Below are 22,311 nucleotides of genomic sequence, written 5' to 3'. Positions count from 1 at the left end.
AGACAAGCAACAGAGCTGATCCGCGTGACAAAAGTATTGTTACGACTATAGGAGGTACCCATTTCGGGTACCTCCTATAAGCTTTCGCTCTATTTATGTTACGGTGAACCGTATCACAAATAGAGCGAAAAATGTTGTTGGGGGAGAGCTAGGGAATGTTGAAGGCGGTCAACAAAAATACGGTAGTGAAATGCGCTGCAATTAATGATATCGGAAGTCTTAAATTCCATGGTATATTATGGGAGTGACAAACCGATTACAATTCTATCGTTTAATGGAGAACCTGTATGAACTATGATTGTTTAATTGTGGATGACGAGACGGTCCTTGCGGAGACAACGAGTGAGTATTTTAATATGTTCGAGGTCAAATCGGCTTATGTGACTAGCGCAGAGGCGTGCGAACAGTTTTTACGGGAAAATGAAACATCGCTCATCCTCCTGGACATAAATCTCGGTGATTCATCCGGCTTTGATCTATGCAAGAGGCTGCGGCAGACGACGCAGATTCCGATTCTGTTTATTAGTGCTCGTTCGAGTGATGACGATGTCCTCATTGCACTCAACATAGGCGGAGATGATTACATACAGAAGCCCTATACACTTAGCATATTGCTTGCCAAAGTAAAGGCGGTACTCAAAAGATATGGCGGGAATAGCAGTCCCCCTGAAATCCTGGAGTTTGGGCAGGTCAAGATTGACTGTGCGCTTTGCCGTGTCCGCGTGGACGGTGTGGATATCAAACTCAAGTCATTAGAATATAAACTGCTCTGCTATTTGGTGAAAAATAAAAATAAAGTAGTCACCAAAGAAGAGTTGTTCCACAATGTGTGGGGTGATTCCTTTACCGGAGATGGAACGCTCAATGTACATATTCGTCATTTACGCGAGAAAATCGAAGTTAATCCCAACGAACCGCAATATATCAAAACCGTATGGGGAACGGGGTACGTCTTAGAGGATAGCAAGTCATGAGAATGAAATGGATGTTCTTATTAATCCTTATTGTTTTTATTGCAGGTGTTTCTTTTTCTGTACTAGTACTTGTGACAAAGGAAAATACCGATGTGGATATTGTTGCTGTGAATGAGGTATTAAAGACGGTTGAAAGCCATTGGGGACATATCGAACAAGGGGATTACAGCTTATTAAATCAACAATTTACTGTTCTTGATAACAGTGGCAACATGCTCTACCAAACGGCGGGCGCACCCTCCACTACGATAAATGATGCGATCAAAAACAGAGATACGATCTCGGACGTAATGGTAAATGGTAACCCTGCGGGCAAGCTTATTATTTTCAATGATTATAAAGAAATGATCCAACAGATCAAGAAACAACTTGTGATTGTGATTTTCGTGACATTTACCACGTTAACGGTGCTGTTTACACTATATATACTATTTATTAATCATAACGTGTTTAAACCATTCCAAAAGCTGCAGGACTTCGCTCTAAATGTGGCAAGGGGGAATTTGGACATTCCTTTGGAAATGGACAAAAATAATCCGTTTGGCGCTTTTACCGAAAGCTTTGACATCATGCGAGAGGAATTGGCGGCGGCGCGTAATAGTGAATATGCTGCGAACCGCAGCAAGAAGGAACTCGTTGCCAGCTTAAGCCATGACATCAAAACACCTGTTGCCTCCATTAAAGCGGTGACTGAACTCATGATGCTGCGCGCTACCGATGAAAAAGTGATCAAGCAGTTAAATACAGTCTATTCTAAGGCGGAGCAGATTCATCTACTCGTGACCGATATGTTCCATGCAACTTTAGAAGAATTGAAAGAGTTAAAGGTTACGGTTAGTGAGGCATACAGCAGTGTCCTTAACGGTATGATTTCAAATGTAAATTACGATGATCAAATTAGCTGTGAGCCAATACCGGATTGTATCCTCTTAACGGATGTCATGCGTCTGCAGCAAGTATTTGATAATATTATAAGTAATGCATATAAATATGCGGGCACCTCAGTCAAGATTACTTCACTTGTAAGCCATACTCATTTAGAGCTTTACATCAATGACTATGGAAACGGCATCACTAGCGATGAATTACCTCTCTTGTTCAACAAATTTTATAGAGGAAATAACGCCGAGGGACAAAGCGGTTCAGGGCTAGGCCTGTACATTTCTAAGTATCTCATGCAAAAAATGCAGGGTGATATTGAATGTTATAACCGTGAGGACGGATTTACCGTTACACTTAAAATTAAGCTCGCCTAAGCGAATTAAGAAACAGTTAAGGATTGAACAAAGATTAAATAAGAATTGTCCTTGTATGATAAGACTGTAATCTACTTTACAGTCTTATTTGTATTAGAGCCGAATAGATGAAACTTCAAATACGTTAATAAAGGGTGGCTAATTCATGCAAAACGTGATATTAAGAACGGAAAAATTATGTAAATCTTTTTCAAGCGGTGGAATCCAGCAGCATGTACTGAAAAATCTAGATATCAGTCTTATGGAGGGGGACTTTACGGTTATTATGGGCAGCTCAGGTTCGGGGAAATCCACCCTGCTCTATGCGCTATCTGGTATGGATAAACCTACCTTGGGTGAAATCAACTTTGAGAAGCAGAACATCTCCAAGCTGAATAATGATCAGCTTGCGGTTTTTAGAAGATATAATTGCGGGTTTGTTTTCCAACAGATCTATTTATTGGACAACATGAGTGTATTAGATAATGTGCTGGCAAGTGGCTTGTTGGTGAGTAAAAACAAGCTCGCTATCGTGTCAAAAGCAAAACAGTTGCTTGCACAAGTTGGATTATACGAAGCTTCATGGGGGAAATTCCCCTCCCAGCTTTCAGGTGGTGAAGCACAGCGGGCAGGCATCGTACGCGCATTGATCAATAGTCCGAACATTGTTTTCGCTGACGAGCCAACCGGTGCACTCAACTCCGCTGCAAGTGATAGCGTGCTAGATGTGATGACCGAAGTTAACCACAATGGACAGAGTATTGTGATGGTTACACATGACATCAAAACCGCTTTGCGGGGAAACAGAGTGCTCTATCTGCGTGATGGCGTTATTTACGGAGACCTAAAGCTAGGTGCCTACCATGTGGATCACAACCGTGAACGGTATGAAAAGTTAAACGCATTTCTTGCTGAAATGGGGTGGTAAGATGAAAATCGTTAATCTTGCCTTGGCCAACATCAAAAAAGGCAGAGGTGCGGCGATCTCTCTGTTTATTTTAATATTCGTTGCCGCGCTACTGCTCAACGTAGGAATGACGGTTATTTCCAAAATGAATACCTTTTATGATGATAAGGTTGAAGAACTGCATGATGCGCATGTGAGCATTATTATGAACAGCTCTGAATATAAACAACACTATGGAGATTTCCTTAGGAACTATTCTGGCGTGAGAGAAACAGAAACGAAACAAATCATTCTAATGAACACGGCCAAGTTCCGATATGGTGATAGCGATTTGTCTCTTGGCGCCGCGATACTCAATGTGGATGCAAGCCGAAAGTTTTCACCAATGAAGCTAATTGAAAAGCTGGATTCGATCAATAACCAAGATATATATGTTCCTTACAGCTTTAAAACAAGCGGTGGCTACCAGCTGGGTGACAATTTCACAATCAACTACCAGGATAAGGACTACAGCTATCGAATCGCTGGATTTTTTGAGGCAACCATGATGGGTACGAACAATACTGGCATGATGAAATTCCTTTTACCAGATGCAGCCTATCATCAGTTGTCCGATAAGCTGGGTAAGACTGCGGACGGCATCCTTATGTCCGCGAGCCTTACGGACAGTACACAATCGGCTGAGCTGCTTAACGACTACAATAAACAATTTTCGAATCCGCATTGGGGGGCTGACATCGCGATGATGAAAAGTGTCAACACGATGACGGTCAATATTGTCGCCATGATTCTGGTTGCGTTTGCGGCAGTGATTGTACTTGTGTCCTTGATCGTCATCAAGTTCCGTGTGACCAACAGTATCGACGATGGCATGGTGAATATCGGCGTCCTTAAAGCGGTTGGCTATACCAGCTGGCAGATCATCGCATCCATGGTATTACAGTTTATGCTGATCGCGCTTTCTGCTGGTGTCATAGGAGTCTTAATCTCTTATATCGTAATGCCCGTGTTCGGCGGAATTATTTCCTCTTTAGCCGGACTGCTGTGGTCCCAGAGCTTCGACATAGCGATTAATCTTGTTAGTATCCTGGTTGTTGTTGTTTTGGTGCTGATGGTGGCATTGCTCTCCTCCTCACGCATCAGAAAACTTCATCCCGTTGCAGCGCTGAGGGGAGGTATCATGACTCACAGTTTTAAAAAGAATCTTTTCCCGTTAGAGAAGGCCAAGGGTGGACTCCATTTCGTGCTCGCTTGCAAAACGATGATCACGAATAATAAGCAGAACATCATGATTGCCATTATCATTGCAGCAATCACCTTTGCATCCATCTTCTCCATCGTGCTATATTACAACGTTGCAGTAAATAAAACTGCATTTATTCATCTAGTTGGTTCGGAGACGTCTAATGTAGTTATTCAGTCTAATCACGACGTCGATAGCGACAAATTGCTCGCGGATATTGAACAAATAGATGGTGTGTCCAAGATTGCTTTACTGGATGTTATTACAGCGACAATTGATGGACAAAGCTCGTATATGAATATATCGGATGATTACAGTAAGCTCAATAATAATGCGGTCTATAAAGGTCGATATCCGCAATACGACAACGAAATTGCAATTTCAGGGGCGATGGCAAAGCTGTTTCATAAAAATATCGGCGATACAGTTAAGGTGGAAATGGACGATGTATCCCGTCTTTTCTTAATTACCGGGCTAAACCAGTCTTTAAACTATATGGGGAAGATTACATCTTTAACTTTACCTGGTGTACAGCAACTAATCCCCGACTATAAAGGTACAATCATACATGTTTATCTAAAGGATGTAGATAATGCCGACTTTATCCGAGACTTCAAAGCAACGTATGGAAATTTGATAAAGGATATAACGGATGTAGATGAGATGTTAGCTAGCCAAAGCAGTGTTTATATCTCAGCCGTGTTATCCGTTATGGTGATCATTCTTACGATAACCGTGCTAGTCGTCGCTCTGATCCTATACCTCGTCATCAAAACGATGATTCTCAAGCGCAAGAGGGAATTTGGGATATTAAAAGCTACAGGGTACACCACTCTTCAGATTATGACCCAAATTGCACTGAGCTTTGTTCCAGTTGTGATCGCGGGTGTATTGATCGGGGGGGTGCTAGGCAGCCTGTGTACCAACCCTGTACTTACACTGCTGCTATCAGGCGCTGGGATATACAACGTGCAATTCATTGTGAATATTCCTCTTGTCATTGTGCTTTGTATCGGTCTTATTGTAATTGCCTGTCTCGTATCGATGTTAGTGTCGCGTAGGATCAAGGGAATAACAGCTTATAGTTTGATTACAGAATAGATCATTCTCACAGATCACCGTACGGAACCTCATTCCAAAAAGGGCACCTAACTGGGTGCCCTTCAGCTTAAGATATTTCTGAAAACTGGCTTTCGTAATTGAGCGATTAAAGTAAAAATGAAAATAATTAGGGCGCCTGATCGGGCGCCCATTAATTTCGCTGTACGAGTGATACGGTGAACCGTATCATAAGTAGCAGCAAGTAATTCAGGCGAGGCAGGGAACAAGTTATAGGGGGGTTGCAACTTGTTGTCGTTAAAGTATCTACACCCTGTTTCTTTCCATCCATGCAGCAGCCCAATCTACCAGCGGCCGTTGCTCCAGAAATCGGACTTCGGCGTTTCCGACTCTATGAATCTTGATATTCATTTCTTTATCATATTCGTCCCCCAAACGGACAAAATCTCCGTCGTCGACAGCCTGGGTTTCGTAAGTCACCCATTTTCGAGTTCCCTCCTCCATAATTGCACTACTTTCATGGACAAACTTCTTGCCAGGGAAAGTTGCTATAGTTTCAGCCAGGTGCAGCGACGTATTTTTATCATAGCCGACGCCTATTAAGAGTACATAACCATTTAGATGATATAATTTATCTAATGGGGAGTTCTTGCCGAAAATGTTGCATAAATCATGGTTCTTAGTTAGATATTCCGCATGTTTGCCTAATGCGGCAATTGATCGTGCTGGGTGATCCGACCTTTTGGCCCCCGGCCACTTGCGGAACATTTCAGCCACGACACCCATACCGATCGCAGGGGTTATTTCTTTATCATAGGCAGGCCAGTTTTCGCGAATTATCGGCCACCATTCCATAGGTGCTTCCCAGTGGACTCCCGTTGAAGGATCAAGATTCTTCCATGTCTGGGACGGCATCATCAAGGTCCCTTCTTCACCGACAACTTCAAGAAGGGACCTGATTAAGGTTTCGGGTCCGCCTACAACAAAACCAAGTTTGCTGAGCGAAGTATGTACGAAGATGTGTTGACCTTCTGTTAATCCGCAGTTTTTAAATGTGTGGATTAGATCTTCTTTCGTGAAGATGGCTCTTGTTTCTATTGGTTCAGTCATGTTTACCTCCGCCTTTCTTTAAAATAAAACAACCCCGCTATAAGTAGCGGGGTTGTCACTAGCGTGGCTAGGGAAGCAGTGCCCTTCAAATGTTTCTTACATTATATAACGGTGATTCGTTTGCAACAATAGCTACAGCATAAAAACTTGCCGTTACAGACAGCACGGAGAACCGTACCATAAGTAACGGCAATCAGCTTCCTATTTTTTAGAGGAGGCTGTTTCTTTTTTTTCGGTATAATCAGATCATCCAATCAAAGGCTGGTGGTCCCGATGTTTCCGAGGCAACAGAGTATTATCTTGAGTCCGTATACACTGCGATAACAAAAGTCGAATGCTGAATTTCTGGTAGTGCTATACCTCAAAAGAAACCGGTCCGGCAGTCTCATAATCCACGATGACAAAAACATCCTTGATGTGAATTTCAAAAACATCCAATGTGTCGCCAATGGCTGCGAGCGTCTCATCATATCCGGGAATTTTTTGGAGAAACAGGTCCTTGATCTCTTCTATGGTATACCGGCTCTTATGTACAACTGCATGATTGGAGCGCGCATGCGGCACGGAAGAACCGTCAGAGGGGACGGTTGTGAAGGCAACATTGTTATTTTGCGCAAACTCAGCCACCTTCTGATTCTCCCTATCTGTCGCAAAATACAGGATTCCAGGCTTGCTAGCATCGTAGCAGAAGTTGACAATCCTAACATTGGGTATGCCTGCTACTGAAGTTGCCAGAGCAATTTCGTTGGTCTTGTCTAATGTGTGGTAAAATTCGTTCTTATAATCCACTTATATTTCCTCCTTAGCATTTGATAAACTTAGTATAGCAATGTATCGCTGACAGCTTTTATGTCAGTCATAGCACATAAATTTCAGGGGGATGATTATGAAGCTGGAACGAATGATCGCCATCATTATGCTGCTCTTGCAAAGAGAAAAGATGAGCGGGAAAGAGTTGGCTGAGCTGTTCGAGGTTTCTCTGAGAACCATTTATCGTGACATTGAAACAATTAATCAAGCAGGTATCCCGATTGTGACCAGCTCCGGTGTAGGTGGGGGAATTGGGATCATGAATGAGTATAAGATAGAAAAAGGTTTTTTTACCGTCAAGGACATTACCGCTATGCTGATGGGGCTTGGCTTTATATCCAATACATTATCCGGTGAGGAAACCACTGCTACCCTGGCCAAAGTAAAAAGCTTTATCCCGGAGGATAAACAGCATGAAATTACGCTGAAAGCCAACCAAATCTCTTTTGACTTATCCGCTTGGCTGGGCAGCAATGATCTGCAGACCAAAGTTGAAGTGATTCGAACAGCCTTGGAGCATTGCAGCATACTGTCTTTTATGTATCTAAGCGCTAAAGGAGACAAGGTCATGCGGACCCTGGAACCTCATCGTCTATTATTGAAAGAAAATCATTGGTACGTGCAGGGGTATTGTTTGAACCGGCAGCAATTTCGGGTATTTAAGCTATCCCGCATATCTGAACTGGAGAGAACAGAAGACCGTTTTACCATGCGTGTGATTCCCCCGGCTTTTTCAGAGTTTACAGATACCATGTCCAGGAAAATGCAAAAAATAAAATTGCAGCTTGACCATTCTATCCTCGACCGGATGTTGGATTATTGCGGAGAAGAGAACATTACTCCCCTTGGTAATGGCAAATTCTATGCATATTTTGATTTTATTGAAGATGATTATGGTTACGGAATCCTAATGAGCTTCGGAGATAAATGCCAATGCATTGAACCTGAGCATGTGCGCAATGAAATGAAGAGACGGCTCAATGATTCAATAAAAGCATATTTTTGAAATACAATACAAAGAAACCACTCTTCTCATGGCAACGCCGCTCACCACCGGAGAAATGCCGGATCAGGCATGTTTTTCATTATATATGCGCAGCCACAATCAAATTAGGCACGTCTTTACTTGATAATGAAAAAAGCACTGCTTCAAGGTATCCTTGTCTTCGTCAACAACCGGAATTCTTTTTGAATTCGACAAATGGTTTGGTTTCCTTGCCAAGGTTTGCTAAGAACTTTGATTCAACTTATATTATGAATGCAATCAAAAATTTTAAAAAAACTTGCCCTTTAGCCATCGCGGTGAACCGTATCATAAGTAAGCATAAAGTCGTCGTTAATTGAAGCGTCAAAGAACAGTTCAATGTCTTTAACGCTTCTTTCGCCGGGATTATTTTCGAGGTTTACAGTGACCTTGTTAATGATAGAGTGTCTATAAACCTGAGTGGCTTAGAAAAATTGAAAAACCACTTTGGATTGATAGGCGATGAAAAAATCCTGAAGGCGAAGTAAGTGATTAAGCAACTTATACCTTTCTCTAAACAGGGGGGATTGCCGTGGACAACAGAAGGTTTATAAAAGCCTTTATTAAATGGGAAAAAGATCCCAGCCAATTTCCAGTAAGCGAATGGATGCGTGATATAGTTGTAAACTATGGCGAAATCAAGGATAAGACATTTTATGGGGATACATGGACTGTGTTAGTAAGGATAACAAGACATATTGAAGGAACGTGGGATACTTATGCAGACGTCCCTAAAAATCCATCGTTCCTGACGATGTACTACCATTCGCCAACCCAAACCGGATTAAAATTTGAATATCCCATTTCCATTAATAAATCCCATGCATTATTTAAAATATGAGGCTGTCCTTCTGTAAATAATTCTTTTCTTTGTTTCATTAGATATGAAATAATCTCAGCTATATGTTTTGGCTTGCCTAGGTGTATTGTTGTTTCTAAATCATTTTTTTGTGTTGTAATATTGTAAAAAGCCCAGAATGTAAGAGGATCTTCATCTGGTGGATTGGATTCGAAAATAAGTGTGATTTTGATATTTTTGTTTTCCTTTGGAGAAATATTTAATGTGAAACTTTTCCCACCCGAATACCAATAAACAAATGCCTGGCTATCAATGGTAATATTTCTTAATTGACTCTTCATAAATTTTTCACCCTAATATAATTGTTCTACATAATGATTATAAAATAATTGTGACTTCGAATCGACCACCTACAAGTAAAAGATTCAAATCAGAAAACCCTGTCTGCTTCCCGAAAATCTATACTTCATTCCAACTCTACCCGAATGCTTATTAAGAAGAAGGTTAGCGGTTAGGCGTCGCGGCGAATTTTTCGCCGATGCCCCCGTTAAGCTGAACCGTACCATAAATAAGGGCAAGTTTTTTTTTGTGGAATTCCTTGCGGGGAATGAGTTTGTATATGTGTGTAGGTTTCGAGCTGTTCTAGATTACGATCGTGAAGGGAGAGGGATACTTGTGTTTGTTACAAAGAAAAAGCCCCGTCCACCTTGTCGGTGGGGGGCAGCGACGACCAGACACTGTCGTAGCGTCTCGTCAAATTCCAGTACCTTTGCTTCTGAATATCCAGCATTTCAGCTTACGTTCGATTGCGGCTAGCTCTTTAAAAGTGTCCTTGACTAAGGGGCCAGTTTAACTGACAATGGAAAGGCTCGCCTAGTTCGTTCACCCAGCGGACGGCGCTGGCTACGTCTCCGCCGTGAAAGAGGTCGGAGCCGTCAGCATTTTTCTACCTGCTCTTTCAGCCATTGTTTTACCTCATCGTCGTGAGCGTTAGCCAACGAGAAGAACGACGTAGAACGACAAGGTCCTGCTATGACTTGATTAACCTCATCCTTGCATTCCTCCTAAAAATGAAAATAACCCCTTGAAAAAAGGGCTTGGTACTAGGTCAAGAATATGATATATGCATGATTTTGGGTTTGATTCGGTTTTCGGAGAAACGAATCGAATTATCACTTGCTATCTAAAACAGGAGGTACAACATGAGTTCCATTCTTGACGTTATAGAAAAGCTAAAGTTGAACGTCTCGAGTATAGAGGATGTTCCAGAGTCATTTAGTTCAGATGTATACAAACTTACTCTTTTTAGCGGAGAAAACGTTTATGTAAAAATTCCATTTAACAAAGATAAACTATTTCGTGAATTTCAGGTACTTGAAACATTGAAGGGAGTAATTCCTGTTCCTAAGGTATTGGACATTTGGTATGGAGATGAAAATACAACTGGAGCTTTGCTCCTTTCGGCGATTGAAGGTATGCCTTGTACAGAAGATATTGATGAGGAACTTTCTTTTCAAATGGGTGTGTATCATGCAATGCTCCATGAGGTAAAGACTCCAGGATTCGGTTATCATGCAACCGATGGGTTTAAGTTATTTGACCAAAGTAACTGGAGACTACATATCAAAAGTAATTTTGAAAAGTGGAGAGAGCCGTGCAAAGAGATCCTCGATCCAGAACTGTATGAAAGATGTATCCATCATTTTGACGGAGTTTTCTTTGCTCTACCAAATCCCGATGGGCCATGCATTGTCCATATGGATTTTAGGCCAGGTAACATTTTGGTGAATGGTAACAAGGTTACAGGCATTATTGATTTTGAAAGTGCCCGTGGTGGATCCTCTGAAATAGATTTTACAAAAGTCAATCGATACATTTGGGAAGTCAATCCGAGAACTAAGGTACCCTACATAGAAGGATATCAGACGATTCGACCCATGTTGGCTCTGGACACAGTGCTGCCATTTTATGATTTTTACGATGCGTTCAGTGCTGTTGTTTGGTGTAAAAAGAGAGGAATTGAAAAAAACCAAAGGTTTCTTCAGGAGAGTATCCATACTTTAAGGAAAACAGTAGGTTATTGAGTCCAGGTGTTTGATGTTCATTAGATGTAATGAATAGGCCATTCCCCACAAGGGATGGCCTAAAAACTTACCGTTACAGATAGCGCGGAGAACCGTATCATAAGTAGGGCGAAATTTGCATGAAAACACCAGGTGTAGGGACTATCCGTGGTGGATAGAGGCAACGAATTAGAGTACTTTTAAGGGCAGAACTGAAATCTTCGCGACGATGATTTTGGCTGCGTTGAGCGTGCGGTATTTTACGATTAAGTCACTTTAGACCTGTCTTGGCCTTATATTTACAAGCAATATGCTGGCAACGATAAGCACCATGCCCACGATGAGGTTCATCGTCAAATGTTCATTCAGGAACAAAATGCTGCAGATGATTGAGACGACCGGGATGAGGAACGTGTACGAGGCGACCTTCGATGCCTCGCCTGAACCAATTAGCTTGAAGTATACGAGCCAACCGAGCGCAATGACGAATACGGAGATGAACAGCGTATCGTACAAGAAGGCTGCCGTCCAGCGCACCTCTGACCAGCTCTCGACAGTAGAGCCGTAAGCCGTCATGACGATGCCTCCAATCACGATCTGCATAGCGGTCATCCACAGTGAATCGACCTTGGCCGCCTGCCGTTTGATATAGACTGTGCCAAGCGCCCAGCTTAGTGCGGATCCCAAGGCGAGCAGAATGCCGATGATGGAGATGCCTCCCTCCAATCCACCGATGCTCATCGCGGCGACTCCGCCGAAGCCGAGCAGTAGGCCGACCATTTTCCGCGCGTACATCCTCTCTCCAAGCCACATCCAAGCGAACAATCCGAGCAGCACAGGCTGGAGGAACACGATCGCAGAGAACAGGCCTGCCGGCATGTATTGGAGGCCAACTGTTTGGAAGCCGTAGTAGAATACGATGCTTAAGAATGCGGACAGCACATAATACAGCCACGTTTCCCGAAACCGAAGCTGCTTCCAGCGCGGTAGCGCGATGATAATAAGCAGCACTCCTCCGATGAGGGTGCGAAGTCCGGCAAACAGAAGCGGTGGCGTAAACTCGAGAGCATACTTGGATAAAGGCCAGTTAATTCCCCACATAAGAATGAGGAAGGCCAAGTAGAATAACGTTTGCTTACGCGATAACGATGTCTCTGACATATAACAAATCTCTCCTTGTGTTAAGCTTCATCCGAATGATACACTAAATTGAGGTATGATGAAAATGAATGTTTTTCATAGGAGGCATATCATTCACGTTATGACATATACACAGATCAAGCTGTTCGTGAAGATCGCAGAGACTGGGAGCTTTACAAAAGCCGGCCTTGAACTCAATATGACGCAGCCCGCGGTCAGCCGAGCAATCTCGTCGTTAGAATCGGAGCTGGATATCCCTCTGCTGCTGCGCGATCGCCGCGGTGTGCAATTGACTGAAGCCGGTAAGCGAATCGTCGTGCAGTTCCGTGAGATTCTCGGTACCTTCGCCAAGGTCGATCAAGTCATCGCTGATGAGAAAGGACTTCAAGTTGGCACAATCCGCGTCGGAGCCTTTCCCGTAGCCGCCGCTCACTTCCTGCCACGTATTATTAGTGTTATTGCCAAGCAGCATCCGGGCATCGAATTCGAGCTGCATGAAGGAAGCATCGACGAACTGAGAAACTGGCTGGAGACAAGAGTGATCGACATTGCATTGCTCATTCCGCCGGACGGTGATTGGGAGACGATTCCACTTTATCGGGAGAAAATGTTCGCCGTACTGCGAGAGGATCACCCGCTGAGCAGTCTACCCATTGTCCCCGTCAAACAGCTCTCGACGGAGCCATTCATTACGTGTAAAGCCGGCTATGAGCCGCCGATTACAGACCTCTTCGAACGAGCGAGAGCTCACCTGCAATCGAAGTACATCGTTCAGAGCGTCAGCATGGCTCTAAACATGGCAGAGGAAGGTCTCGGCTTCCCCATTCTGTCCGAGCTTGCGCTGAAGTCCCTCCCTACAGGGCTCGTGAAGCGTGAGCTTGAACCGAATGCGTATCGCGATATCCGACTTGCAGTTCCATCTATCGATGAGGCATCCCACGCGGTCAAATTGTTCATTCGGACTACGCTTGACTTGTTTCCGCCGCCGTATGACCTGACTTAAAACAAATCAAGCCCCGGCCCGCGTCACAACGCGAGTCGGGGCTTTCGATTACCCAGCCACTGCTCATTTGGGTGCCTAAAGATTTTTCGCCCTACTTATGATAAGGTGAACCTTATCATAAGTAGGGCGATATTTAGGGAGAAGGGCCAGATAAAGAGTTGTGGACTAGGGTCGAATGTCATCGTTTCAGTCGTTTATTGCTTGATGTATAACATCTTATCTTCCCGTAAACGCTGAAAATATCCAGTTTAACGTTCGGGGGGACAATACATGCTGATCGGAAGTCACGTATCCATGGGAGGCAAGGAGATGTTGCTTAAAGCCAGCAAAGAGGCTGCTTCTTATGGAGCGAATACAATCCTGATATACACCGGTGCTCCACAAAATACGAAAAGAAAGCCGATCTCTGATTACAATATTTCAGAGGGGCATGCGCATATGAAAGAGCATGGAATTAGCAATATTGTTGTTCACGCTCCTTTCCTGGTCAATCTGGCAAATTCCATGAACAATCAAGTATTCAGTCATAGCATTGCCTTTATGCGCGATGAAATGGACAGGACGGAAGCATTAGGTTCGGAACAGATTGTGATGCATCCCGGATCACACGTTGGAGAAGGAGTAGGCAAGGGACTTCATAAGATAATTGAGGGGCTTAATGAAGTTCTTACCCGGAATGAAAAGGTTCAAATCTCGTTAGAGACAATGGCAGGTAAAGGGACGGAATGTGGTGTTCGCTTTGAGGAACTGGCTCACATTATAGATGGAGTAACTTACAATGAGAGTCTTTCAATTTGCCTGGACACTTGCCACGTTCATGATGCCGGATACGATATTGTCCATGACTTTGACGGCGTGCTTGATCAGTTCGATCGTATCATTGGCCTTACTCGGTTAAAAGTGCTTCACATTAATGATTCCAAGAACGAACGCGGCTCCCGTAAAGATCGGCACGAGAATATCGGACATGGATTTATAGGCCTGCATGCCTTGGACTATATTGTTCACCATCCTCAACTTTCTAATCTCCCCAAACTGCTTGAAACCCCATCTATTGGACCTATTAAATACAAAAATCCTCCGTATAAACATGAAATTGCTTTACTTAGAAGAGAATTAACAGAACCAATAGAAAAGTGAGAATTTGTAAGAAATCAGACATAGGCAAGCATCCAATGCCGCCGATTACTTCGGCGGCTTTCTTTGTAGATATATGAAACAGAATTGGATATTGAAAGGCTCGTAACTATGCGCCCGCCATGCTCCTTTGGCATTTTTCGCCGGTAGACTCGTTAAGCTGAATCGTACCCTAATAAGGGAGGTGCTTTTTCCGAGCGGGTACCGTCTTGCTTGGAAGGAGTATTTCACATTTATATAAAATCCTGTGACTGATCGCTTTCTGTATATACAGAGATAAGAACCAGAGCCGTCTCCTCGCTTATATTTCGCACGAGATGAGGCGTGCAAGCATTCCAACTGAATGAATCTCCCTCTACGAATTCAGCCGCATCCTCTCCTTGTTCGGCGTAGATTTTCCCCTTTACGACAACGTGAATCTCTTCGCCCTCGTGGGCATGCCGAGCATCTCCTGTTGAAGCGCCGGGAGGCAACTCAACGAGCCTCATCTTCATGTTCTTAGTAGAGCTAAGATGCTCCACTCTTAATTTTTCGCTCCCGCTTGTTGTGATCTTCCGTTCGCCTTTGCGCACAACACTCATACGTTCCTCTTGGTGCAGCAGCAAGTATGCCAAGGGAACCCTCAAAGCTTTAGCAATTCCTTCCAAAGTAGCGATAGACGGGGAGGTCTTATTCGTCTCTACCTGGCTCATGAAACCTTGGGACAAGCCGGTTTCTTCGCAAATTTGTGCGATGGTCAGGTTTTTTCGTTTGCGAATGGCCCTTATATTGGAGCCGATGTTCATTTATTATTCACTCCTCAGAATATTTGTAATACAGAATATAAATCTATAATAGCAATATTTCTATTGACATGCTACCTTTATCACATTATATTATCAATATAAAATAATTATCTTTATAGATAATAAAAAATAATGGGAGAGAGTATAAATGACAAAAAATATCATTGTATCCACTATAGCCCGCGTTGTGCTCGGAATATTATTTCTAGCCCACGGAATTGATAAACTGCATATGGGACTAAGCAATGTTGAAGCTTGGTTTGATTCCATAGGCGTACCCGGAGTATTCGCTTATGCAGTAGCAATTATCGAACTGGTAGGTGGAGTTATGCTGATTATGGGTATCTTCACTCGATATGTATCGGCTATGTTCGTAATGGTGCTCCTTGGGGCGATCTTTACGGCGAAGCCTTCCGTCGGATTGCTGGGGAACGGTCAAATGGCCGGTTATGAATTAGACCTGAGCTTTATTATTATCTCCATGTATTTGATTGTTGCTGAACGTTCGCCATTATCGCTCGATTACCTATTCAGGAGAAAACGCGATGCCTAACACGAAGGAGAACTGTTATGATGGACCCGACTTATCACTATGACATTCATTTTCCCCCCAACATGGAACTGGACAAACGTTACCCGACCATCTTCACGCTACATGGCAAAGGCTCAAATGAGAAAAACATGTTTGGTCTAGTTGAACCGTTGGCTGATGATTTTATTATTGTCGGCATTCGCGGCAATCTTACGTTGGGAGCTGGGTTTCAATTTTATGAGCTGAAAAGCTTAGGCAATCCGATCCGGGATTTGTTCGACCAGGCGGTTCAGCAATTGGAAGCTTTTATTCATTATGTGACGAAGAAGTACCCGATTGATGAGACCAAACGTTATTTGCTCGGCTTTAGTCAAGGCGCGATCTTGTCCATGACGCTTGCACTAACGATGGGGAGTCAGTTGAAGGGAATCGTGGCGTTGAACGGTTACGTGCCTTCATTTGTCAAGACAGAATATACGCTGTATAGCGTAGAAGATGTATCTATGTTTATATCACATGGGGAGTTCGACCCCGTATTCCCGGTTCGAATCGGCCATGAAACCGCTAATTATTTTAGAAATTTAACGTCTCGCTTAACCTTTAACCTTTATCCAACCCATCATGCCGTCTCCGAGGACAATCAAAGCGATTTCGTGAGCTGGTTGAGTCGTGATTCCGGCATGGATTCTAATAAAGGAGTGAAAATCATATGATGCCTTCTTACTTTTTCGCGCATGGGGCACCCTCGATTGTTTTGGACAGGAATAAATATACGGATTTTCTGGGTCAATTCGCGGCGAATACGACCAAACCTAAAGCAATCGTACTCTTCTCGGCGCATTGGGAGCAATCGACGCAGACCGTCAGCGCAGTCGATGCTTATAGCACGATTTACGATTTCGGGGGTTTCCAAGACGAACTATACCAGATGACTTATCCCGCTAAAGGGGAGCGTTCCCTGAGTGAACAAATTCATGCGTTGTTTGCGAAGAATGGTGTACAGAGTGTATTGAATGAAGAAAGAGGGCTGGACCACGGCGCTTGGTCTATCCTCAAGCTGCTCTACCCCAATGTGGATATTCCGGTCGTTGCGCTTTCCGTAAACCGATATTTGAGCAATGAACAGCAATACCAAATCGGGAAAGCTCTGGCCGAGCTCCGGGAGCAGGATATCTTGATTATAGGCAGCGGCGGGACCGTTCATAATTTGCGAAAGGTTAAGTGGTATGAGGAAGGGATTGACGAATGGGCGGAATCGTTCGATAACTGGCTGCAAAGCAAGCTGGAAGCATGGGATCTCGATGCCCTGTTTCATTATAGGGAATTGGCCCCTTGCGCTGGGGAGGCTGTGCCGACGAATGAACACTTCATTCCCTTGTTGCTGGCGATGGGGGCTGGAGACAGAGGTCGTCAAGCGAAATTGCTTCACCGTAGCTATGAATTAGGCAACTTGAGCTTAAGCTGCTGGCAATTTAACTAACTAATGATCTTGGAGAGGACAGCAGACTGCCAAGGCTTGACAGGAGGCGTAACATGGGGGAAAAAGAAAAACAACCATATTCAGGGATAGAAATCGGTCTGTATACGCTTGCCGATATAGGCCCTGATCCTCATACCGGAAAAACGATTACCGCACATAAAAGAGTCAAGGAAATCGTTGAGGCAGCAAAACTGGCCGACGAGGCAGGGTTGGATGTTTTCGGGATTGGTGAACACCATCGGTTGGATTACGCCGTGTCTGCTCCTCCGGTTATTCTGGCGGCCATTGCCCAAGTCACCAAACGAATTAAACTAACAAGCGCGACCACCGTGCTTAGTACGGTAGATCCCGTTCGCCTATTCGAAGATTTTGCCACGCTGGATCTAGTCTCGGACGGGCGTGCGGAGATCATCGCCGGGCGGGGAGCCTTCGTGGAGTCTTACCCTCTATTCGGCTATGACACCAAGGATTACGACAAGTTGTTCTCCGAACATTTGCAATTGTTATTAAAACTAAACGAACAGGAAAAAGTGAATTGGAGCGGTCAATTCCGAGCTTCACTAAGCAATGCCGAAATTGCTCCTCGACCTATACAGAAAGAGCTGCCTCTATGGGTTGGCGTCGGGGGAACGCCGGAAAGCGCAGCTCGCGCAGGCAGGTTAGGCGTCGGGATGGCTATTGCGATGCTTGGCGGCGATCCCGTTCGATTTATGCCGCTTGTTGATGCATATCGCGATGCGGGTAGAACGTCTGGACATACCTTTGAAGAGCTCAAGTTAGCTGTAACGGGCCATGGGTACATCTCTAAGACTACCCAGCAAGCGAAGGACGAATTTTATCCGTACTATTCCAATTACTGGTCTTATGTTAACTGTCAACGCGGAATGCCTTTTAGAATGACACGAGCTGATTTTGACCATATGACGGGTCCGGATACGGCTTTGTTCGTGGGCAGCCCGCAACAAATTGTCGAGAAGATCCTTCGCCAATACGAGCTTTTCGGGCATAAGCGTTTTATTGTCCAGATGGATATCGGCGGCGTACCGTTTCACAAAGTGGCTGAGAGTATTGAGCTATTAGCATCGGAGATTGCTCCAATTATCCGGAAAGAAACGAGCAAAATAAGTCATACGGATTAAGGATTGCGGATGTTAAATAAGGTGAAGCTAATTAGATATCTCGGGGCACCCTTGATGGGTGCCTTTTGATTTCGCTGTTAGAGTGATAGGGGGAGCCGTGAGGGGGCATCTATCTTCTCAGTCTCGAACAGCTTCAAGTAGATTAAGCTAGACTGCCCCGGGCGAGGGCTTTGCCATTGCCGGTAAGTTACTGTAAAAGAAGCAAATCATTGCGGACCGCCGCCATGCGACCGCGCTGCTGGGAGCTGAGGCGTTCGTCAAGGGATTGACATAAAGAGAATAGTGAAGTTATGATGGTATCGAACCAACTTAAACGTTTCAGTACTTAAACGATTAAGTTATAACAAGGAGGCGAGAATATGGCAAAAAAGGCGATGTTAAGTACAATGATTGCAGGTCTGGTCAGCTTTAGCCTATTAACCGGATGCGGCCCTTCAGCCACAACATCTGTGAGCGAGCCGCAAAGCGGCGAAGAACAGCAAGTCAGCCAAGGTGAGTTGAAGCCAGAGCCGGGAGCCGAACTGGTAGTTTGGGAGTCCAAAGGTCCTGAACTGGAATATCTGAAAGCGATCTCAAAGAACTTTGAGCAAGAGTACGGTGTTAAGGTGAAGGTGGAGGCGGTTCCTGCCATAGACAGCGTGAAAAAACTGACGACGGATGGTCCGGCGGGACTCGGGGCCGATGTATTCTCTGCACCGCATGATCATTTGGGAAATGCGGTTGCTGCAGGATTGGTGCTTGGGAATGATGTTTTCGATGAGAAGAGGATAAGCGAGTTTATGCCTAGCGCCATCGACGGAGTCAAGTATCAGGGCGTGTTATATGGCTTCCCGACGGCTATCGATACGTACGCCCTGTACTACAACAAAAAGCTGATGGCTAAAGCGCCCGAAACCTATGAGGACATTATCAAGTTTGCCAAAGACTACAACGACCCGGCCAACAAGAAGTTTGCCTTGATGTGGGATGTTTCGCAGTTGTATCAATCCTATTCGTTTCTGGCCGGATACGGTGGATACGTATTCGGGAAAAACGGAGAAGACGCAAGCGATATCGGCTTAAACAATGAGGGAGCGATCGAAGGGGCGAAGTTCCTGCAGTCGCTGAAACCAATCCTTCCGATCAACATCAACGACTTAAATGATAACATCATTACCGGTTTCTTTCAGGAGGGAAAAACGGCCGCTATCATTAACGGGCCTTGGCTCATTTCGGGTTTGTCCAAGGACAGCATTGATTACGGCGTCGTGCCGCTTCCGCTGCTGCCGAACGGGCAGCATCCGGTAAGCTTCTCGGGGATCAGAGCTTTATATGTCAATTCGTATACGAAATACCCGGCTGCCGCGAAGCTGTTTGCTGATTATGCAACCCGCAAAGACAACTTGAAGCTGCGGTTTGAAATGACGACTCAACTGCCTCCGCGAAACGATTTGGCGGATGACCCGATCATTACGGCCAATCCGGATGCGCTTGCATTTTTGGAACAGGCCAAACACTCCACGCCGATGCCGTCGATCCCGGAAATGGGAAATGTATGGATGCCGGTGAGCACGGCGCTCGCTTCGATCTGGAATGATAAGGCGGATCCGGCAGCGGCTCTAAACAAAGCGGTCGAACAAATCAAGACAGCGACTTTGAAGCGTTGATTTTATTTCAAAAATTTGATTAAGGCGGTCTTCAGAAATGCATCTAAACCGACATGAGCGTCGCCACGGGATCTTGGCTGCCATATTTTCTGCGGTATGTATCGGATTGGGGCAGCTGTACAACAAGCAATATGTTAAAGGACTAATCTGGATGACTTGCTCTCAGTTATTTTTCTGGAGCTATTATCCTTACGCATACAAAGGGATCACTGGACTCCTTACATTAGGCGATGTACCAACGCGGATTATCAACGGAAAAGTCGTTCAAGGGGACCATTCCATTTTTATGCTCATCCATGGTCTCATTACGCTGATCATCATTTTGTTGTTCCTCGGAATGTATGTCATGAACATTTATGATGCCTATAAAAACGGGAGCATAAGGGATGAAGGCGGGCAGGCTCCAGGGTTTATGGCATCCATCAAAAATGCGAAGTTTCGGAATCTTCCCTATTTGCTGCTTCTGCCAGCCGCCGTTTTGGTATTGTTTGTGACAGTGATTCCGCTCGTTTTTAACGTGCTGATCGCATTTACGAACTATTCTGCCCCGGACCATATTCCGGACCGTTCATTGGTCGATTGGACCGGATTCGCCAGCTTTTTTGAATTATTTACGCAAAAGGCATGGCGGACCACATTTATGGGTATTGCCATTTGGAACTTGATCTGGGCGGTGGCCTCTACTTTAACCGTTTTTATAGCCGGCCTGATGTTAGCGATGATGCTTAACCACCCGCGGGTCAAACTCAAAAAGTTTTGGAGAACGGTGTTTATCCTGCCATGGGCAGTTCCGCAATTTATTTCGATTCTGGTATTCCGGGTTCTGCTGAATGGAACGTTTGGTCCGGTAAACGATCTGATTGTCAAAATGGGATTTTCGCCTGTGCCTTGGCTTTCGGATCCGACAATGGCTAAAATAACGATCATTTTGGTCAACTTGTGGTTTTCGACTCCATTTTTAATGGCCTTGATGTCGGGCGTACTCACCACAATGCCACGCGATTTGTATGAAGCTGCGGACGTAGACGGCGCTTCAAGCAGGCATAAGCTGCGGAAGATCACACTGCCGCTTGTGCTGTCGGCTACCGCTCCGATACTTATCATGCAGTTTGCGTTTAACTTCAACAATTTCAATCTGATTTATCTTCTGACTGACGGCAACCCGAATAACGCGGATTATTTTTATGCCGGAAGCACGGATATTCTGATCTCATGGATTTTCAAAATGACGTTGAATCAGAGCCAATTCAATATGGCCTCCGCCGTTTCCATCATCATGTTCGTTATGATCGCCGTTTTCTCTTTGTGGAATTACAAGCAGATGAAGTCAAATCAAGAAGAGGACTGGAGCTAAATGTCTAGATTAAAAAGCAACTTGGCTGTCACCGGAATTTATATTGTGTTTATCATACTGCTCTTCACGACAATGTATCCGATCATTTGGGTTGTTGGCACCTCTTTAAACCCGGGGAATGCATTGCTTGTCAGCAGCATGTTTCCGAAACATCCGTCTTTGGTTCATTACGCGGAATTGATTCGCAATACCGATTTTGTGCTGTGGTTTGCGAATACGCTGAAAATTGCCGCGATCAATGCGATTTTATCGACGCTGCTGGTCGCAGTGACGGCATATGCCTTCTCAAGATTTCGTTTCAAAGGACGGCAGCAGGCCTTGATGGCCTTGCTCGTGCTGCAAATGTTCCCCGGCTTCTTGTCGATCATGGCGATATTTGTGCTGCTGCTGCAAACGAAATTGCTCGATACCCATCTGGGATTGATCCTGATTTACGCCGGCGGTTCGATCTCCATGGGGACATGGGTGATGAAGGGACATTTTGACACGATTCCAAAAAGTCTGGAAGAGGCCGCTTTTATCGATGGTGCAAGCACGAAGGATTCGTTTTTTCCGGATCATTTTACCTTTGTCCTTGCCGTCCATTACGTTTGTCGCTCTGAATAGTTTTATTACGCCGTTTATGGATTTCATTTTGCCGCAAATTGTCCTCAGATCGCCTGAAAAAATGACCTTGGCGCAGGGGCTTTACAGCATGGTGGCGAACGAAACCAATTCGAGCTTTACCCTGTTTGCAGCGGGTGCCGTATTTGTGGCACTTCCGATAACAGTTTTGTACATGTTTTTTCAAAAGTATTTGATCCACGGGATGACCGCTGGCGCCGAAAAGGGTTAGACCCACCTCTCATCTGGATGAATTTGACTTTAAAAG

At 44.6% G+C, this 22,311-nt stretch carries 19 protein-coding genes and 1 pseudogene; 15 read left to right on the top strand and 5 right to left on the bottom strand.

The genetic code is table 11. From position 1 onward, the window contains the following. Positions 1–287 precede the first annotated feature (287 nt). From EI981_RS28455 to EI981_RS28440, 4 genes are all read left to right on the top strand, one after another. The gene (locus EI981_RS28455; RefSeq protein ID WP_127004042.1) at positions 288–974 is read left to right on the top strand and encodes a response regulator transcription factor; all 687 of its coding nucleotides are present in this window, start codon (positions 288–290) and stop codon (positions 972–974) included. Next, positions 971–2,230, top strand: coding sequence for a HAMP domain-containing sensor histidine kinase (locus EI981_RS28450; RefSeq protein WP_127004040.1), 1,260 nt, complete (start codon positions 971–973; stop codon positions 2,228–2,230). Before EI981_RS28455 ends, EI981_RS28450 begins: the two co-directional genes overlap by 4 nt. 145 nt (positions 2,231–2,375) lie before the next feature. Beyond that, complete coding sequence (locus EI981_RS28445) at positions 2,376–3,137, top strand: ABC transporter ATP-binding protein (RefSeq protein ID WP_127004038.1); 762 nt, start codon at positions 2,376–2,378, stop codon at positions 3,135–3,137. A gap of 1 nt (position 3,138) precedes the next feature. Beyond that, positions 3,139–5,460 (top strand): ABC transporter permease, encoded by a 2,322-nt coding sequence (locus EI981_RS28440; protein WP_127004036.1) that lies wholly within the window; start codon positions 3,139–3,141, stop codon positions 5,458–5,460. Positions 5,461–5,724: 264 nt separating this feature from the next. Here EI981_RS28440 and EI981_RS28435 read toward each other — a convergent pair whose 3' ends face one another. Further along, positions 5,725–6,528: an AAC(3) family N-acetyltransferase gene (locus EI981_RS28435; RefSeq protein ID WP_127004034.1), complete on the bottom strand. Its 804-nt coding sequence runs from the start codon at positions 6,526–6,528 to the stop codon at positions 5,725–5,727. A gap of 354 nt (positions 6,529–6,882) precedes the next feature. Beyond that, positions 6,883–7,317, bottom strand: coding sequence for a pyridoxamine 5'-phosphate oxidase family protein (locus EI981_RS28430; protein ID WP_127004032.1), 435 nt, complete (start codon positions 7,315–7,317; stop codon positions 6,883–6,885). Between the two features lie 97 nt (positions 7,318–7,414). Between EI981_RS28430 and EI981_RS28425 the strand changes: the two genes are divergently transcribed. After that, positions 7,415–8,344 carry a helix-turn-helix transcriptional regulator gene (locus tag EI981_RS28425; RefSeq protein ID WP_127004030.1) on the top strand — a complete coding sequence of 310 codons (930 nt, stop codon included), beginning with the start codon at positions 7,415–7,417 and terminating at the stop codon, positions 8,342–8,344. A 777-nt stretch (positions 8,345–9,121) separates the two neighbouring features. Here EI981_RS28425 and EI981_RS28415 read toward each other — a convergent pair. Then, positions 9,122–9,502 carry a hypothetical protein gene (locus EI981_RS28415; RefSeq protein WP_127004028.1) on the bottom strand — a complete coding sequence of 127 codons (381 nt, stop codon included), beginning with the start codon at positions 9,500–9,502 and terminating at the stop codon, positions 9,122–9,124. An 861-nt stretch (positions 9,503–10,363) separates the two neighbouring features. Here EI981_RS28415 and EI981_RS28410 point away from each other — a divergent pair. Continuing rightward, positions 10,364–11,245: a phosphotransferase family protein gene (locus tag EI981_RS28410; RefSeq protein ID WP_127004026.1), complete on the top strand. Its 882-nt coding sequence runs from the start codon at positions 10,364–10,366 to the stop codon at positions 11,243–11,245. A gap of 255 nt (positions 11,246–11,500) precedes the next feature. Here the strand turns inward: EI981_RS28410 and EI981_RS28405 are convergent, their stop codons facing one another. After that, the gene (locus tag EI981_RS28405) at positions 11,501–12,385 is read right to left on the bottom strand and encodes a DMT family transporter (protein WP_127004024.1); all 885 of its coding nucleotides are present in this window, start codon (positions 12,383–12,385) and stop codon (positions 11,501–11,503) included. 100 nt (positions 12,386–12,485) lie between these two features. Here EI981_RS28405 and EI981_RS28400 point away from each other — a divergent pair, with 100 nt between their 5' ends. Then, on the top strand, positions 12,486–13,367 hold the full coding sequence (locus tag EI981_RS28400; RefSeq protein ID WP_127004022.1) for a LysR family transcriptional regulator: 882 nt from the start codon (positions 12,486–12,488) through the stop codon (positions 13,365–13,367). Positions 13,368–13,637: 270 nt separating this feature from the next. After that, a complete protein-coding gene (locus EI981_RS28395; RefSeq protein ID WP_127004020.1) occupies positions 13,638–14,507 on the top strand; it encodes a deoxyribonuclease IV in 870 nt (289 codons plus the stop codon). 230 nt (positions 14,508–14,737) lie between these two features. On the opposite strand, the gene EI981_RS28390 is transcribed toward EI981_RS28395, so the two are convergent. Next, positions 14,738–15,289, bottom strand: a complete 552-nt coding sequence (locus EI981_RS28390) for a helix-turn-helix domain-containing protein (RefSeq protein WP_127004018.1) — start codon at positions 15,287–15,289, stop codon at positions 14,738–14,740. Positions 15,290–15,437: 148 nt separating this feature from the next. Here EI981_RS28390 and EI981_RS28385 point away from each other — a divergent pair, with 148 nt between their 5' ends. From EI981_RS28385 to EI981_RS28355, 7 genes and pseudogenes are all read left to right on the top strand, one after another. Then, positions 15,438–15,842, top strand: a complete 405-nt coding sequence (locus EI981_RS28385) for a DoxX family protein (protein ID WP_127004016.1) — start codon at positions 15,438–15,440, stop codon at positions 15,840–15,842. A 20-nt stretch (positions 15,843–15,862) separates the two neighbouring features. After that, on the top strand, positions 15,863–16,534 hold the full coding sequence (locus EI981_RS28380) for an alpha/beta hydrolase (protein WP_127005099.1): 672 nt from the start codon (positions 15,863–15,865) through the stop codon (positions 16,532–16,534). Then, the gene (locus EI981_RS28375; RefSeq protein WP_127004014.1) at positions 16,531–17,301 is read left to right on the top strand and encodes a DODA-type extradiol aromatic ring-opening family dioxygenase; all 771 of its coding nucleotides are present in this window, start codon (positions 16,531–16,533) and stop codon (positions 17,299–17,301) included. Before EI981_RS28380 ends, EI981_RS28375 begins: the two co-directional genes overlap by 4 nt. A gap of 53 nt (positions 17,302–17,354) precedes the next feature. Next, on the top strand, positions 17,355–18,440 hold the full coding sequence (locus tag EI981_RS28370; protein WP_127004012.1) for an LLM class flavin-dependent oxidoreductase: 1,086 nt from the start codon (positions 17,355–17,357) through the stop codon (positions 18,438–18,440). 359 nt (positions 18,441–18,799) lie between these two features. Beyond that, on the top strand, positions 18,800–20,086 hold the full coding sequence (locus EI981_RS28365) for a sugar ABC transporter substrate-binding protein (RefSeq protein ID WP_127004011.1): 1,287 nt from the start codon (positions 18,800–18,802) through the stop codon (positions 20,084–20,086). Positions 20,087–20,123: 37 nt separating this feature from the next. After that, positions 20,124–21,440, top strand: a complete 1,317-nt coding sequence (locus EI981_RS28360; protein WP_127004009.1) for a carbohydrate ABC transporter permease — start codon at positions 20,124–20,126, stop codon at positions 21,438–21,440. After that, a pseudogene (locus EI981_RS28355) lies at positions 21,441–22,275 on the top strand (sugar ABC transporter permease). Positions 22,276–22,311: the final 36 nt, after the last annotated feature.

The sequence above is a fragment of the Paenibacillus lutimineralis genome (assembly GCF_003991425.1).
Classification (GTDB): Bacteria; Bacillota; Bacilli; order Paenibacillales; family Paenibacillaceae; genus Fontibacillus; species Fontibacillus lutimineralis.
The sequence above is the reverse complement of the archived record's forward strand: the minus strand, read 5'-3'. Positions and strand labels throughout refer to the sequence as shown.

Bases quoted from the DNA above. Each gene is read 5' to 3' on its own strand.
- EI981_RS28370 (WP_127004012.1), top strand. From the start codon at position 17,355: ATGGGGGAAAAAGAAAAACAACCATATTCAGGGATAGAAATCGGTCTG.
- EI981_RS28395 (WP_127004020.1), top strand. From the start codon at position 13,638: ATGCTGATCGGAAGTCACGTATCCATGGGAGGCAAGGAGATGTTGCTT.
- EI981_RS28385 (WP_127004016.1), top strand. From the start codon at position 15,438: ATGACAAAAAATATCATTGTATCCACTATAGCCCGCGTTGTGCTCGGA.
- EI981_RS28425 (WP_127004030.1), top strand. From the start codon at position 7,415: ATGAAGCTGGAACGAATGATCGCCATCATTATGCTGCTCTTGCAAAGA.
- EI981_RS28365 (WP_127004011.1), top strand. From the start codon at position 18,800: ATGGCAAAAAAGGCGATGTTAAGTACAATGATTGCAGGTCTGGTCAGC.
- EI981_RS28415 (WP_127004028.1), bottom strand. From the start codon at position 9,502: ATGAAGAGTCAATTAAGAAATATTACCATTGATAGCCAGGCATTTGTT.
- EI981_RS28445 (WP_127004038.1), top strand. From the start codon at position 2,376: ATGCAAAACGTGATATTAAGAACGGAAAAATTATGTAAATCTTTTTCA.
- EI981_RS28410 (WP_127004026.1), top strand. From the start codon at position 10,364: ATGAGTTCCATTCTTGACGTTATAGAAAAGCTAAAGTTGAACGTCTCG.
- EI981_RS28435 (WP_127004034.1), bottom strand. From the start codon at position 6,528: ATGACTGAACCAATAGAAACAAGAGCCATCTTCACGAAAGAAGATCTA.
- EI981_RS28405 (WP_127004024.1), bottom strand. From the start codon at position 12,385: ATGTCAGAGACATCGTTATCGCGTAAGCAAACGTTATTCTACTTGGCC.
- EI981_RS28360 (WP_127004009.1), top strand. From the start codon at position 20,124: ATGCATCTAAACCGACATGAGCGTCGCCACGGGATCTTGGCTGCCATA.
- EI981_RS28440 (WP_127004036.1), top strand. From the start codon at position 3,139: ATGAAAATCGTTAATCTTGCCTTGGCCAACATCAAAAAAGGCAGAGGT.
- EI981_RS28400 (WP_127004022.1), top strand. From the start codon at position 12,486: ATGACATATACACAGATCAAGCTGTTCGTGAAGATCGCAGAGACTGGG.
- EI981_RS28450 (WP_127004040.1), top strand. From the start codon at position 971: ATGAGAATGAAATGGATGTTCTTATTAATCCTTATTGTTTTTATTGCA.
- EI981_RS28390 (WP_127004018.1), bottom strand. From the start codon at position 15,289: ATGAACATCGGCTCCAATATAAGGGCCATTCGCAAACGAAAAAACCTG.
- EI981_RS28380 (WP_127005099.1), top strand. From the start codon at position 15,863: ATGGACCCGACTTATCACTATGACATTCATTTTCCCCCCAACATGGAA.
- EI981_RS28375 (WP_127004014.1), top strand. From the start codon at position 16,531: ATGATGCCTTCTTACTTTTTCGCGCATGGGGCACCCTCGATTGTTTTG.
- EI981_RS28455 (WP_127004042.1), top strand. From the start codon at position 288: ATGAACTATGATTGTTTAATTGTGGATGACGAGACGGTCCTTGCGGAG.